Here is a 12,726-nt window from a genome sequence, read left to right on the forward strand (position 1 = left end):
TTAACCTGCCGGTAACCAACGTTCCGACACAAGCCCCGGCGGTCGACGACGACCGCAACAGCCCCGGCGGTCGACAAGGACCGCAACCTTCCGTCCTGACCGGAGAAGGTGCCGCCCCCGCATGACCGCAGCACCCGAGACAGAACTCGTCGCCCGGGCCGCCCGGCGTGACCCCGAGGCGACGGCCGCGTTGCTCGCCGAGGTCCGCCCCGGCCTTGTCCGGTACTGCCGGGCCCGGCTCGGCCGGATCGGTGGGGCGTACGCCACCGCCGACGACGTGGCCCAGGAGGTCTGCCTCGCGGTGCTGCACGCGTTGCCCCGCTACCGGGACCAGGGACGACCGTTCTCCGCCTTCGTCTACGGCATCGCCGCCCACAAGGTCGCCGACGCCCAGCGGGCCGCCGTCCGGGACTCGGCGATCACCTCCTCGGCCGCCCTGCCCGACGAGCCGGACGGCGATCCCGGTCCCGAGCAGCGGGCCGTCGCCACCGACCTGGCCCGCCGGCTCTCCGCACTGCTCGCGCACCTGCCCGAGGTGCAACGCGAGATCGTCCTGCTCCGGGTGGCGGTCGGCCTCACCGCCGACGAGGTCGGGGTCATCGTCGGCATGTCCGCCGCCGCGGTCCGGGTGGCCCAGTCCCGGGCCCTCGCCCGACTGCGGGCGCTCGCCGGCACCGCGTGGAACGAGGCGGCGGCATGAGTACCGTCGGAGCCGGGACGGAACCGGATGGTGGCGATGGTGGGACACGTGGACGGGACGACAACGTGAGCGGTCGGCAGCCGCAGCCGGCGGACCGGTCGTCAACTCCCGCGCCGCCGACCGGGCCACTCGACACAGGCCCGCTCGACGCTGACCGGTTGGACACCGACGATCTGCTGCTCGACGCGTTGGGGCGGGGGGAGCCGGCGCCAACCGGCGACCCGCTCGCCAGCCTGCTCGCGGCCTGGCGGCTCGACCTGGACGAGCAGGTCCCGGTCGGGTCCGGAGGCGGAGGGCTGGTTCGTGCCGGCATCGAGCCCGGCCCGGACCAGGTGCCGTCAGCATCGGACCGGACGCCGTCAGCATCGGACCGGACGCCGTCGACAGCAGGGCGGGTCCGGCCGTCGTCCGGCAGCCGGAGCCGGCCGGGACCCGGTGTGGACCGGCCCGGTGTGCGGCGACCGGAGGGGACCGGACCGACGCCGGCACGCTCCTTCCGGGTACGTCCCGGCGGTCCGCTCGCCCGCCGGTTGGCGTTTTCCACGGCGGCCGCCGTGGTTGTCGTGGCCCTGCTGGGGCTCGGGGTCAACCACGCCCGGCCGACGAGTCCGCTGTGGCCGATCGCCAACGTGGTCTACCCGGACCGGTCCGCGGTACGGGCCGTGGAGCACACCCTCGGACTGGCCGAGAACGCGGTCGCGGCCCACCGGTACGACGACGCCCGCCGGCATCTGGACCAGGCCGTCGGCCAGCTGACGGAGGTCCGCGACCCGGCCGAGGCGCGGCGGCTGCGGGTGGACCTCGACCGGGTCCGGAGCCGGTTGCCGGTGGAGGCCGAGCCTGGTCCGGCCGATCCGGTGACCCCGGCGGTGCCGAGCCCGGACCCGGTGCCGACGGACCGGTCCACGGGCCGGGCGGGGACACCGACCGGCGACCCTGGGGACCGCTCCTCCGCACCGCGTCCCTCGCGGTCCGCCCCGCCGCCGACCGCGCCGACACCAGCCCGGGTACTGCCGCTGCCGGTGCCGGTCCTGCCCTCGCTGCTTCCCTCCGGGTTGCCGCTGTTGCCCAGCGGTGGTTGTGTACTGCTCTGTCCGCCGGGCTGAGCCTGCCCGCCGCTACCGTCCAAACGTGTCTGTCGGCTGTCACGGTCGGCCGGCCGGCACGGCACGTCGCGGCCCAGCGGTAGCATCCGTGGGTGCGCCGGATGTCCGGCCGCCGCCGGCCCGACGGGACGCCGCCGTCGGAGATCGTGAGGGACGGTCATGGCCGACACACCTGCTGGACCCGCCGACCTCAGCCCGCATCGCGGGTGGCTGCTGGCGGCGGCGCTGTTGGCCGCCCTGGTCAGCCTCGGGTTCCTGGTCGCACTCCTCGGCCGGGAAGGACGGGGCGTCGTGGTTGTCCTGCTCGTCCCGGTCCTGCTCCTCGCCGCCCCGCTGCTCGCCCCGAGGCCCGCGCGACGCGTCGTCGCGGTTGCCGCCGTACTGCTGCTGACGATCGGGGTGGTGCTGAGCGTCGCCTCGATCGGGCTCTACTACCTGCCCAGCCTGGTACTGCTGATCATCGGCATCCTCCGACCCTCCCGACGGGAACCGGTCGACGATCGGGCAGCCCGCTAGCGTTCAGACGGGTCAGCCCGGCGGTGCTGACTGCCGTTCCGCCACGCAGAAGACGTTGTCCTCCGGATCGGCCAGTACGACGTACCGCGCTCGTACCCCGGGCGGCTCCGGGTCGTCGTCGGTCGGGTAGTGCGGCCAGTCGACCCGCTGGGCGCCCAGCGCGAGGAGCCGGTCGACCTCCTCGTCCAGCTTCCCGGTGTGTGCCTCCAGGTCGAGGTGGATCCGGGGGTACTTCCGGGGCGGACTCTCGCTGAGGTCCAGGGCGAGCGGGATGTCGGCGACCCCGGCGGGCGGATCGAGGACGATCCACTCGTCGCCGTCGTACCGGGGTGGTCGGCGGACGTACCCCAGCGCCCTTCGCCAGAAGTCGGCGGTCCGTCGGTCGTCCCGTACCCCGGGTGAGATCTGCTGGATCCTGGCCACGACGGCAGGCCAACGCCGGCGCCGCTGGTCTGCTCGGGTCCGCCGTCCTACCCGGCGGGCGGAGGTACCCGCGTCAGTGGGGGAGTGGTGAGCGGCGGGCGGGTGGGTCCCCGCAGCACTCGGGCGACGACACCGGGCCGGAACAGGGTGGTCGGCGGCTCGACCAGGTGCAGCACGTCGGTGAAGGCCCTCGCCACGTACGGGTCCCGGTCGGCGACCCGCGACGTCCGGTCCAGGTACCAGCGGGACAGTCGGCTGCCCCGGCGGCGTTCGAGGTTTCCGACGGTCGTCGGATAGCGCAGGTCGGCGCCGGTGGCGACGTCCCAGGCGGTGGTGCTGCACCGGCTGACCGCCGCCTGCGCGGCCCGACCGAGGACACCCCGGTGGGCCCGCAGGTGTTCGCCGAGGACGAGCCCGGTTTGCGCGGCGACCGTCATGCCGTGTCCGTAGATCGGGTTGAACGCGCAGGCGGCGTCCCCCACCACCAGGAATCCGTCCGGCCAGCGCGGCATCGTCTCGTAGCGTCGACGGTGGTTGGCGGTACGCCGGAATCCGTGGATCGGCCCGTCCGGCTTCGCCTCCCTGATCACCTCGTACACGATGGAACTTCGCAGGCCGCGGACGAACTCGAGGAAGCCGGCCTCGTCGGTGGGCGGTACGTCGTCACCCATGCCGCCGAGGGTGAGCACCCAGCGGTTGTTCTCGATCGGGAACAGTACCGCCCCGCGTGGGTTCTCCGGTGGCTTCGGCATGAGCAGGATGTTCTTCCAGTCGTCGCCGACCCCCGGCGGCAGCGTGTAGCGCCGGCTCGCGTACCCGAGTCCGGAGTCCACCTGGATCTCGTCGGGACGCCCGTAACCCAACCCCGCCAACCAGTCCGGGGTACGGGAGCCGCGACCGCTGGCGTCGACCACCAGGTCGGCGTCGAGCCGGTCGACACCGTCGACACCGCCGCGCGGCCGCAGTGCCACCCCGGTGACGGCCGTCGCCTCCTTGTCGGAGAGCAGCCCGACCGCCTCGTGCCCGGCCAGGAACCGGATCCGGGGATCGGCGAGCAGGCGACGCCGGACCACCCAGTCGATCAGTTCGCGGCTCGCCCCGACCAGTTCGTGGGTGGCGGGAAACCGGTCCCGCCAGCCGGTGGTGCTCAGGTAGAGGACATCGGTGGGGGTGGACGCCCGGACCGCTCCGTGCTCGTGCAGTTCGGCGACCAGCCCGGGAAACAGCCGGTCGAGCGCCCGCTGCCCGGCGGTGACGAGTACGTGCAGGTGGTGTGCCTGGGGTACGCCGGCGCGTACCCGCGGCTCGTCCGGGAACCGGTCCCGCTCGACCACCGTCACTTCGTCCACATGGTCGGCGAGGGCCCGGGCGACGCAGAGACCGGCGAGGCTGCCGCCGATGACAACGGCACGACGGGGCTGGGACGCAGTCAGCGACATCCGGGTATTCTCCCCGATCCGGCCGCGTGTCCCGGACCCCGCGTCGCCCGGCCAGCCGGCCTACGTCCGTTACCGGCCGGTGGCCAGGTGTGCCCCGCCGGCCACCTCCAGGACCGTCCCGGTCACGTACGGGTTGGTGGCGAGGAGGTGGATTGCCTCGGCGACGTGTTCGGGCCGCCCGACCCGCCCGGCCGGTATCGTCCGGGCGATCCCCTCGAACACCGCCGTACGCTGTTCCGCCGGCACCCGGTCCCACCACGGGGTGTCGATGACGCCGGGGGAGACGGCGTTGATCCGCAGCGGCGCGAGTTCGGTGGCCAGCGGGCCGACGACCGCTTCCAGGGCACCGTTGATCGCGGCGAGGCCGGCCGTTCCGGGCAGTGCGGCCCGGGCCGACGCCGCCGTGACGAGCACGACCGAGCCGGTACGCCGGAGTTTCGGCAGTGCCGCCTGGAGGATCCGCAGGTGCGGCCAGAACTTGCCCTCGAATCCGAGCTGGAGCTCGGCCAGGTCGAGCGAGGCGAACGGGCCGCCGCCGGCCGCGCCGCTGAGCGCCACGACCAGATGGTCGATCTCGGCCACCTCCGCGAAGAAGGCCGTCACCTCGTCGGGTACGGACGCGTCCACGGCCCGGGTGGTGACCTCTCCGGTGATCCGGTCCGCCACCTGCGCCAGCTTCTTTCGGTCCCGCCCGACGACGGTGACCCGGGCACCCCGGTCCCCGAACAGTGAAGCGGTCGCCTCGCCGATTCCGGAACTGCCGCCCATCACCACTACGTGTTCCATGATCCATCCCCTGTCGAGACTGCCTGTCTCGACAAGCTTTGCCGAGACGGTCAGTTTCGACAAGCGGGTATGCTGTGACCATGCCCACCACCGCACCGCCAGATCCGCCACGCCGGGTCCACACCGGCCGACGCCGCAACGAGGAGGCCCGGCAGGCCATTCTCGACGCGGCGTTGCGCCTGCTCACCAGCGCCAACCGCGGGCCGTTGACGGTCGATGTCATCGCCCGGGAGGCCGGCGTCGGCAAGCAGACGATCTACCGCTGGTGGCCGTCCAAGGGCGGCGTACTGCTGGAGGCGCTCACCGGCTGGAGCGAGGCCCTGGTGCCGGTGCCGGACACCGGCTCGCTGCGGGAGGATCTGCGGGACTTCCTCCGCTCGACGTTCCGGCGCGGGCGGGAGCCGTCGACGTCGGCCCTGCTGCGTGCCCTCGCCACCGAGGCGGCCCGGGACCCGTCCACCGCCGGGTTGGTCCGAGAGTTCACCGAGGCACGACGCGGCGTGTTGCGGACGGTGCTGGAGCGTGGCCGGTCGCGGGGCGAGGTGGCCGCCGACCGTGACCTCGACCTGATGGTCGACCAGGTGTACGGGCTCTTCTGGTACCGCCTCCTCCTCGGTCACGCACCGCTGACCGACGAGGTCGCCGACGAGCTCGTGGAGACATTGACCGCCTGACAGCCCACTGGCGGGGCGGTGGGCATCGGGGCGCTGGCGGGTCAGCCGCCGGCCGAGGGTGTGGCCGCCGGGCGCGGCAGCTTCCCGGCCAGCGCGTCGGTCAGCCGCTGGGCGAGGTCGGCCGGCATGTCCCCACCATTGAGCACCGCGATGACGTACCGCCGCAGGACCAGGCTGAACGTCGGATAGTGCGGCGACTCCGGCCGGCGGCGTGCCCGGTCGATCTCGGCGCGCAGCAGAGCCGCGTACGGGTACTCCTGGCGTACCGTCGCGTCCTGGTAGACGGTGGCCCGGGTGGCGGCGAAGCCACCCCGCTGGAAGAGCCGCCGTTGACTCTCCTCCCCGGTGAGGAATCCGATCAGTGCCTGCGCGGCGCGCGGCTGACCGGTCTGCCGCGCGATCGCCAGGTTCTGCCCGCCGAGGACGCTGGGCCCGGGCAACGCGGCGACGTCGAACTCCAGGGCCGGCCCGGACGGCGTCGCCGTGGGCGAGGCGGGGGCCGTGTCGTCGGCGATGAGGCTCCGGTACTGGACCGGCCAGTTGCGCATGAACATGACCCGGCCGGAGCGGAAGACCTCCCGGCTGCGGGTCTCGTCGTGCTCTCGCGCCTCCGGATGCACCAGTGGCGCCCCGTCCCCGGTCCGACCGCCGGGGGTCAACCGGCGCAACGCCTCCGCCCACAGCCGCGGATCAACCGAAACCGTGCCCTCGTCGTCGACACCGATCGTGCCACCGGCGGACCAGAGCGCCTCCAACGCGTTGACCACCAGCCCCTCGTAGTCGGCGAACTGTCCGGTGTAGCCGGCCTGGAGCGACGACCCGGACGGACGTTCGGTGAGGACCCGGTTGGCCTCCGTGGTGATCTTCTGCCAGTCGAACGGTGGTTGCAGCCCCAGGTCGGTTCGGTAGAACAGCAACCCGGCGTCGGTGTTGAACGGCAACGCCCAGAGCCGACCGTCGTACCGGCAGGTGGCGAGCGGATTGGCCAGGAAGACCCCGTCCGGTTCCTCCGACAGCAGGGACTCGTCGATCGGCCGCAGCCACCGCTCGCTGGCGAACTCGGCGGTCCAGGTCACGTCGAGGTTGAAGATGTCGATCTCGTGGTCGTTCTGCGCGCGGTTCACCATCTCGGCGTGCTGGGCGTCCGAGCGTTCGTTGAGCGGCACGATCCGGGCCGGGTTCCTCGGATGGGCGGCGTTCCACACCTCGATCAGCGCCTCGCGCTGCCGACCGACGCTGTCGTCACTGCCGCTCAGGATCCGCAGCTCACCCGGCTCCAGTTCCGGCTCCGAACCCTGCCGCGTCAGCGTGACGGAGAGTGTTGAGGCGACCAGCGCACCGGCGAGCGCGCCGAGCGCGAACATCAGCCACGGCCGCCGGAGCAGTCCCGCCCGGCTCAGCCGGCCACCCCGGGGTGGCGCTGTCGGCGGTCCGGTCGGCGCCATCAGCGCGCTCCCTTCCACAGGCTCTCGAAGACCTGGTTGAGGCGGTCGTCGACGGTGTCGGCGGTGGTGTCGAGGCAGGCGCCGCCGGTGCCGTCGGCGAGCCGGTCCAGCGCCGATCCGGCGCAGGCGACATCGCCGAGGGCGAGGAAGTAGACCCGTACGCCGGCCAGGTCGGTGGCGGTCGGTGCCGGCCTGCCGCTGGTGTCCTCACCGTCGGTCAGCACCACGAGCCCTCGCAGCGGTTCGTCGTCGCCGGCCCGCAGCAGTCCGGCGCCCCGACGGAGCGCCTGGTAGAGCGGGGTGTCGCCAGCCGGGCGGATCCGGCGTGCGGTGTCGCGGACCTGGGCGGCCCGCTGCGACGTGTACCGGCCGACCGGCACCAGCACCCGGTCGTCCCCACTCGTCGTGGAGAAACTCAGCAGCCCGAACTCGTCCCGCTCGCCCATCCGGGCCAACGAGCGTTCGAGGCCCCGCAGGGCGACCTCGAAGCGGCTCCGGCCGGTGGAGCCGGTCGGTTCCCGCATCGACCCCGAGGCGTCCAGCGCGACCAGCACCCGGCCCGGCCGGTGCGCCTCGGCGAAGCGTGCCCGGGCCGCGTCCTGCTCGGACCGTGGGGTGCCCGCGATGTCCCGGGGCAGCCCGAACGGCCACTCGGTCAGCGCCCCGTTCGCCGGGGTCACCGGGGCGCCGATGTCGTAGCCGGCCGGACGCAGCCCGGCCGTCAGCAGTGCCCGCTTGCCCTCCGGCGCGGTGCTGAGCCAGCGGACGAAGTGGTCGGCGGCCGCCCGTACCCGGTCACCCTGGGCCGGGTTCGGCCAGTGCAGCCGGACGACCGTCTGGACGACCAGCGGGGAGTCGGAGGGGTAGAAGGCCAGCATCCGGTTCCGCTCCGCCGGCGGCTGTCCGGCTCCGCAGCCGCCACCGAGCGAACGTCCCTGGTTGAACCGGATGAGCGCCTGCTCGGAGAGGATCACCGCGGGTGCCGCCGGGCCGGCCGGTGCGGTGGTGAGCGCCCGGTGCCGGCAGAGCAGGGCGAGGTCGTCGCTGATCGGGTACCGGCCGGCGTCGAGTGACCGGTCCAGCCTCTGTTCGATCTCCTGCCGGGCCTGGAACGCCGGTATGCCGCCGGTGCGTTCCTCGTACAGGGCGGAGGTGGCGACCAGCGCGGTGGTCGAGGACCGTGGATCCGCGCGTACGACACCCCAGCCGGCGCCGTCCGGACGGGTGGCCTTGGCGAACAGTTCCCGCCAGCTGAGTTCCATGCTGCGGTGCGCGGCGTCGCGGGTCGGCTCCACCCGCCCCTGCGGTACCCCCAGTACCAGCGGTGACCAGGCGATCCGGGCCGGTTCGCCGAGCGTCGGGCTGCCGGCGCCGAGTTGCAGGTCGTCCAGGTCGCTCGGTGACTCCGGCAGCCAGATGTCCGGCTGGGGACCGACGTCCCGGAGGTGGTGCAGATTCTGGTGGTCGTCCTCGGCCCAGCCGAGCCGGAGCCCGGTGCGTACCCGCTCGGCGGCGGCGGGGTAGAGGTAGAGCCGGGCCGACGGACAGCCGTCGTGCCGGGCCGCCGTCCACAGTTCGTACGCGTCGGCTACCTCCCGGTACGGCAGGTAGCCGGCGGCGGAGGTGGCGACCCGGAGTTCGGCGGGCTGGACGCAGCGGACGAACCCGGGGGCGGCGGCGTCGGCGCCCGCGCCCAGACCGAGCAGGAGGGCGAGCAGGGTGAGGATGCCGGCGGCGGTGCCCCGGGGCAGCGGTGCGGGTATCGCGTCCATCGTGCGGAGGCCGAGCAGGCGGAGCCGGCCGACTGCGCTGCCCTTGACCGGCCGCAGCCGGGTCGGCCACCCCGGTGCCGGCACCGGGGTGGCCGGCGGGTCCGTGGACGTCACCGGCTCCCGGTCCGGTACGTCCGGCGCGGCTGCCGGATACGTCGGGCGGCGGGGGTGGGGGTTGCGGGCGATCCAGACCCGCCGCTCGATGTGTGTCCAGTAGGTGGGTTGCTGGTGCCGAGGCTGCTGGTCGAGGACCCGACACACGTGGTGCCACAGGTCCTCGGTGTAGACGTACTCGTCACCGTCGCGGGCGGCGTCGCCGGACCGGAGCCCCTGGACGACCGCCTGGGTGAAGACGCCGTGCCCGTTCCGCTCGAAGGCGGCCGCCAGGGACGTCGACGCGGTGAGGACGACCCGACCCCGGCCGGGGGCGGCGGCTCCCTTGTCGACCAGCTTGTCGGCGATCTCGACGGGGTCCCCGCCACGGCTGCCGTCGCGGGGGAACGCCCCGCTGTAGCAGCAGTCGACGAGCACGATGACACATCCGGCACCGGTCGTCGCCATCGCGTGCCGGACATCGGCTGCCGGCAGGGCGGTGGCCCGCAGCCATTCCGGGTCCGGGTTCGTGTCCGTCGCGGCGAGGTAGAGCTCACCGTCGTCGTCCTTGAGTCCGTGGCCGGAGAAGTGCAGGAGCAGCACGTCGTCCCGGGTGCGGTGGGCGAAGAGTTGCGCGATGGCCGCCCGTAGCTCGTGCGCCCTACCGTCCTTGCGGACCTCCACGGCGAATCCGCCGATCCTGTCGTCCCCGAGCACCTCGGCGAGTGCGTCCGCGTCCGCGATCGCACCCGGGAGATCCCGCAGTGGAGGGCGGTAGGTCCCGGTCGCGATGATCAGCGCGTGTCTCATCGGTCAGTTACGCGGTACCCGTCTGACGAGGACGTCGATGACCATGATCCGGGCCACGATGGTCTTGGTCACGGTTGCACGATAACAGCTCTCCGCAAAGCCCTCCATGACGCTGAGTCAGCAATCGAATCGATGGCAGTGACTGTCGGGTGGTTTCCGGTCCCAGCTCGGCGAGGCCCACGGCCGGCCACTGCCGAATGTCGGGTGACCGGTCCCGCGCTGACCGCGCCGGTCGGCACCGGACGCCGCCCGGGACCGACGTGATAGAACTTCCAGCACCATCGTGATCCGGAGCCGGCCAGGACGATCCGCCGGAAGGGCGGGTCACGGGCGCCGGGACGGCAGGCGGCCGGCGTGGCCGGGACAACGGGCCGCAAGGGTGGCCGGGACAGCAGCGAGCGAGGAGTCGGACGTGCGCAGATTTGTCGATCGGGTCGCCGTGGTCACCGGGGCCGGTCAGGGGATCGGTGCGGCCACCGCCCGCCGGCTCGCCGCCGAGGGCGCCACCGTGGCCGTGGTCGACCTGGACGCCGACCGGGCCGGGGCGACGGCCGACGGGATCAGCTCCGCTGCCGAGGTGACCGCCGCCGGGGGCGGGGCCCGGGGCTTCGCGTGCGACGTCACCGACGGCCCGGCGGTCGCCGCGCTGTTCGACCAGGTGGTCGAGGCGTACGGCCGGCTGGACATCCTGGTCAACAACGCCGGCATCACCCGGGACAACCTGCTGTTCAAGATGCCTGCCGTCGAGTGGGACGCGGTACTGACCACCAACCTGACCAGCATGTTCCACTGCTGTCAGGCGGCGCAGCGGCACATGGTGGCGGCCCGCTACGGCAAGATCGTGAACCTGAGCAGCCGCTCCGCGCTGGGTAACCGGGGGCAGGTCAACTACGCGGCGGCGAAGGCCGGCGTGCAGGGCCTGACCGCCACCCTCGCCATCGAACTCGGCCCGTTCAACATCAACGTCAACGCGGTCGCTCCCGGTTACATCGCCACCGCGATGACGGCGGCCACCGCCGAGCGGGTGGGTGCCAGCCCGGAGGAGCGCCAGCGACAGGTCGCCGAGCAGACCCCGCTGCGCCGGGTCGGCCAACCGGAGGAGATCGCCTCGGTGGTCGCTTTCCTGGCCAGCGACGACGCGTCGTACGTCAGCGGCCAGACGCTGTACGTCAACGGCGGCGCGCGGTAGGGCGGGGAGCAGGGGTGCCGGCGAAACGAGGGCTCGTCGGCTCCCTGGTCAAAAGAGCGTCAGCGGCTCCACCGGTGCCGGTTCGGGTAGCGCGTCGAGTTCGGGCAGCCGCGCCCGTACCTCGTCGTGGAAGCGTCGGGCGAGCGTGGGGGCGTCGGCGTTGTCCGGGGTGTGGATGAACACGGTCGGGGAGCGACCCTCCCGCAGCCACCCGACGGTGACGTCGACCCAGTGCCGCCAGCCCTCTACCGTGCGGGCGGGGTCGTCCCGACCGAGGTAGCGGACGATCGGCCGGTCGGTCAGTGCGAGGGTCCGCAGTGGCATCCGTGGTTTCTTGGTCCACGCGTCCCGTTCGGCGTCGCTCGTCGGCGGATCCTGGAAGAAGCCGGTGGTGTCGAACGGGATCCATTCCGTGGCGGTGGCGGCAAGCGTGTCCTCGAGCAGTCGTGCCGCCCGGGAGTCGTCGAAGAACGCGGGGTGGCGGACCTCCACGGCGTACCGGTGGGTGTCGGGAAGCCGGCGCAGGAACCGGGCGAGGACGGGTACGTCGGTGGGGGTGAACGATCCCGGCAACTGGACCCAGAGGGCATGGGCGCGAGGGCCGAGTGGCGCGATCGCGTCCAGGAAGACCCGGAGTTCCTCGTCGGCGTCCACAAGACGGCGCTCGTGGGTGATCGGTTTCGGAAGTTTGACAACGAACCGGAAATCCGGATCGGTCTGCCGGGCCCACGACGCTACGGCGTCCCGGGTCGGGGTCGCGTAGAACGTGGTGTTTCCCTCGACCGCGTTGCACCAGCCGGCGTAGGCCCGCAGCCGCTCGTGCGGAGGAAGCGGATGTGCCACCAGGCGGCCCTGCCACGACCTGTGTGTCCACATCGCGCAGCCCACGTGAAGACGCATGACCTCGTTCCCTTCCACCACGAACCATCCGCCCGGCCGGACGCGGACCCGGGGGCCGCGCCGGTCGTACCGTAGCCGGCCCGGCCGTGAGGACCGTCCGGCCCTGACGACGGTCCGGCGCCGGCGACGTGGCGCGGGTGACCGGGACCGTCGGCCGCCGGACGGCGGGCGGGCTGTGCAGAGCCGGGGTCAGTCGGGCCGGGCGGCTGCGGATTCGGCCGACCGGGGGCGCAGTGCGTCGAGTGCGAACCCGAAGACCCGGTCCCGTTGCTCGGCGTCGACGTACTGGACCGCGGTGATCCCGCTGATCAGCCGGAGCGTGTCGTCGAAGCTCGCGTCGGCCCGAGCCACCCCGGCCTGCTGTGCCCGTCGCAGCAGTGGCTCGCCGGCTGTGTAGATCATGCCCCGGTAGCTGGCGAAGAACTCTGACTGATGTACCAGTTCTTCCAGCACTGCCCGCTTTGTTGCCATGTACCGGACGAATCGCTGCAGCCAGCCCGCCAGTGCCTCCCACGGTGGCAGGTCGGCGAGTTCGGCGGCGGTCCGGCCGAGTGCCTCGACCTCGCCGGCGTAGAGGCACTCGAACAGGTCGCGGCGGGTCGGAAAGTGCCGGTAGAGGGTGCCGATGCCCACGCCGGCCCGGCGGGCCACCTCCTCGAGGGAGCCGGACGCGCCCTGCTCGGCAAACACCTCCTGGGCGGCGGCCAGCAGTGCCTCGTAGTTCCGGCGCGCGTCCGCCCGCTTTGGGCGGACGAGGCGCTCCGGCGTGGGGTCGCCGCTGGTCATGGCGTATGTCACCTCGGGTCGGTTGCAGCCGGAGGCAACCCTCCGGTAGTTTTGCGGAGGCACCCCTCCGGAAATTACCGGAGCGCT

General features: G+C 72.9%; 12 protein-coding genes. 5 read left to right on the plus strand and 7 right to left on the minus strand.

Translation table 11 applies throughout. The features are described 5' to 3' along the window. The first annotated feature begins 121 nt into the window (after positions 1 to 121). The 3 genes from shbA to ABGB21_RS20825 all read left to right on the plus strand — a co-directional run bounded on the left by shbA (position 122) and on the right by ABGB21_RS20825 (position 2,322). The gene (gene shbA, locus ABGB21_RS20815; protein ID WP_347657678.1) at positions 122 to 700 is read left to right on the plus strand and encodes an RNA polymerase sigma factor ShbA; all 579 of its coding nucleotides are present in this window, start codon (positions 122 to 124) and stop codon (positions 698 to 700) included. Between the two features lie 158 nt (positions 701 to 858). Continuing rightward, complete coding sequence (locus ABGB21_RS20820; RefSeq protein WP_347679095.1) at positions 859 to 1,806, plus strand: anti-sigma-D factor RsdA; 948 nt, start codon at positions 859 to 861, stop codon at positions 1,804 to 1,806. Between the two features lie 159 nt (positions 1,807 to 1,965). Beyond that, positions 1,966 to 2,322: a hypothetical protein gene (locus tag ABGB21_RS20825; protein ID WP_347657680.1), complete on the plus strand. Its 357-nt coding sequence runs from the start codon at positions 1,966 to 1,968 to the stop codon at positions 2,320 to 2,322. Between the two features lie 12 nt (positions 2,323 to 2,334). Here the strand turns inward: ABGB21_RS20825 and ABGB21_RS20830 are convergent, their stop codons facing one another. The 3 genes from ABGB21_RS20830 to ABGB21_RS20840 form a co-directional block, all read right to left on the minus strand. Beyond that, positions 2,335 to 2,745 carry a VOC family protein gene (locus ABGB21_RS20830; protein WP_347679097.1) on the minus strand — a complete coding sequence of 137 codons (411 nt, stop codon included), beginning with the start codon at positions 2,743 to 2,745 and terminating at the stop codon, positions 2,335 to 2,337. Positions 2,746 to 2,792: 47 nt separating this feature from the next. Next, positions 2,793 to 4,184 (minus strand): FAD-dependent monooxygenase, encoded by a 1,392-nt coding sequence (locus tag ABGB21_RS20835; protein ID WP_347679099.1) that lies wholly within the window; start codon positions 4,182 to 4,184, stop codon positions 2,793 to 2,795. Between the two features lie 69 nt (positions 4,185 to 4,253). After that, a complete protein-coding gene (locus ABGB21_RS20840; protein WP_347652641.1) occupies positions 4,254 to 4,970 on the minus strand; it encodes an SDR family oxidoreductase in 717 nt (238 codons plus the stop codon). A gap of 80 nt (positions 4,971 to 5,050) precedes the next feature. Here ABGB21_RS20840 and ABGB21_RS20845 point away from each other — a divergent pair, with 80 nt between their 5' ends. Further along, a complete protein-coding gene (locus tag ABGB21_RS20845) occupies positions 5,051 to 5,644 on the plus strand; it encodes a TetR/AcrR family transcriptional regulator (protein WP_347652640.1) in 594 nt (197 codons plus the stop codon). A gap of 41 nt (positions 5,645 to 5,685) precedes the next feature. Here ABGB21_RS20845 and ABGB21_RS20850 read toward each other — a convergent pair whose 3' ends face one another. Both ABGB21_RS20850 and ABGB21_RS20855 read right to left on the minus strand, forming a co-directional pair. Then, positions 5,686 to 7,089 carry an extracellular solute-binding protein gene (locus ABGB21_RS20850; RefSeq protein WP_347652639.1) on the minus strand — a complete coding sequence of 468 codons (1,404 nt, stop codon included), beginning with the start codon at positions 7,087 to 7,089 and terminating at the stop codon, positions 5,686 to 5,688. Then, complete coding sequence (locus ABGB21_RS20855) at positions 7,089 to 9,764, minus strand: caspase family protein (protein ID WP_347679101.1); 2,676 nt, start codon at positions 9,762 to 9,764, stop codon at positions 7,089 to 7,091. Before ABGB21_RS20855 ends, ABGB21_RS20850 begins: the two co-directional genes overlap by 1 nt. Before the next feature lie 412 nt (positions 9,765 to 10,176). Between ABGB21_RS20855 and fabG the strand changes: the two genes are divergently transcribed. Continuing rightward, positions 10,177 to 10,953 carry a 3-oxoacyl-ACP reductase FabG gene (gene fabG, locus ABGB21_RS20860; protein WP_347652637.1) on the plus strand — a complete coding sequence of 259 codons (777 nt, stop codon included), beginning with the start codon at positions 10,177 to 10,179 and terminating at the stop codon, positions 10,951 to 10,953. Positions 10,954 to 11,001: 48 nt separating this feature from the next. On the opposite strand, the gene ABGB21_RS20865 is transcribed toward fabG, so the two are convergent. Both ABGB21_RS20865 and ABGB21_RS20870 read right to left on the minus strand, forming a co-directional pair. Then, complete coding sequence (locus tag ABGB21_RS20865; RefSeq protein ID WP_347652650.1) at positions 11,002 to 11,829, minus strand: DUF72 domain-containing protein; 828 nt, start codon at positions 11,827 to 11,829, stop codon at positions 11,002 to 11,004. 213 nt (positions 11,830 to 12,042) lie between these two features. After that, on the minus strand, positions 12,043 to 12,639 hold the full coding sequence (locus ABGB21_RS20870; protein WP_347652636.1) for a helix-turn-helix domain-containing protein: 597 nt from the start codon (positions 12,637 to 12,639) through the stop codon (positions 12,043 to 12,045). Between the last annotated feature and the right edge of the window lie 87 nt (positions 12,640 to 12,726).

The sequence above is a fragment of the Plantactinospora sp. B24E8 genome (assembly GCF_039871735.1).
Taxonomy (GTDB): Bacteria; Actinomycetota; Actinomycetes; order Mycobacteriales; family Micromonosporaceae; genus Plantactinospora.

Excerpts from the sequence above, each read along its gene's own strand:
- ABGB21_RS20855 (WP_347679101.1), bottom strand. The coding sequence starts at position 9,764 with ATGAGACACGCGCTGATCATCGCGACCGGGACCTACCGCCCTCCACTG.
- shbA (WP_347657678.1), top strand. The coding sequence starts at position 122 with ATGACCGCAGCACCCGAGACAGAACTCGTCGCCCGGGCCGCCCGGCGT.
- ABGB21_RS20845 (WP_347652640.1), top strand. The coding sequence starts at position 5,051 with ATGCCCACCACCGCACCGCCAGATCCGCCACGCCGGGTCCACACCGGC.
- ABGB21_RS20840 (WP_347652641.1), bottom strand. The coding sequence starts at position 4,970 with ATGGAACACGTAGTGGTGATGGGCGGCAGTTCCGGAATCGGCGAGGCG.
- ABGB21_RS20835 (WP_347679099.1), bottom strand. The coding sequence starts at position 4,184 with ATGTCGCTGACTGCGTCCCAGCCCCGTCGTGCCGTTGTCATCGGCGGC.
- ABGB21_RS20865 (WP_347652650.1), bottom strand. The coding sequence starts at position 11,829 with ATGTGGACACACAGGTCGTGGCAGGGCCGCCTGGTGGCACATCCGCTT.
- ABGB21_RS20825 (WP_347657680.1), top strand. The coding sequence starts at position 1,966 with ATGGCCGACACACCTGCTGGACCCGCCGACCTCAGCCCGCATCGCGGG.
- ABGB21_RS20850 (WP_347652639.1), bottom strand. The coding sequence starts at position 7,089 with ATGGCGCCGACCGGACCGCCGACAGCGCCACCCCGGGGTGGCCGGCTG.
- ABGB21_RS20870 (WP_347652636.1), bottom strand. The coding sequence starts at position 12,639 with ATGACCAGCGGCGACCCCACGCCGGAGCGCCTCGTCCGCCCAAAGCGG.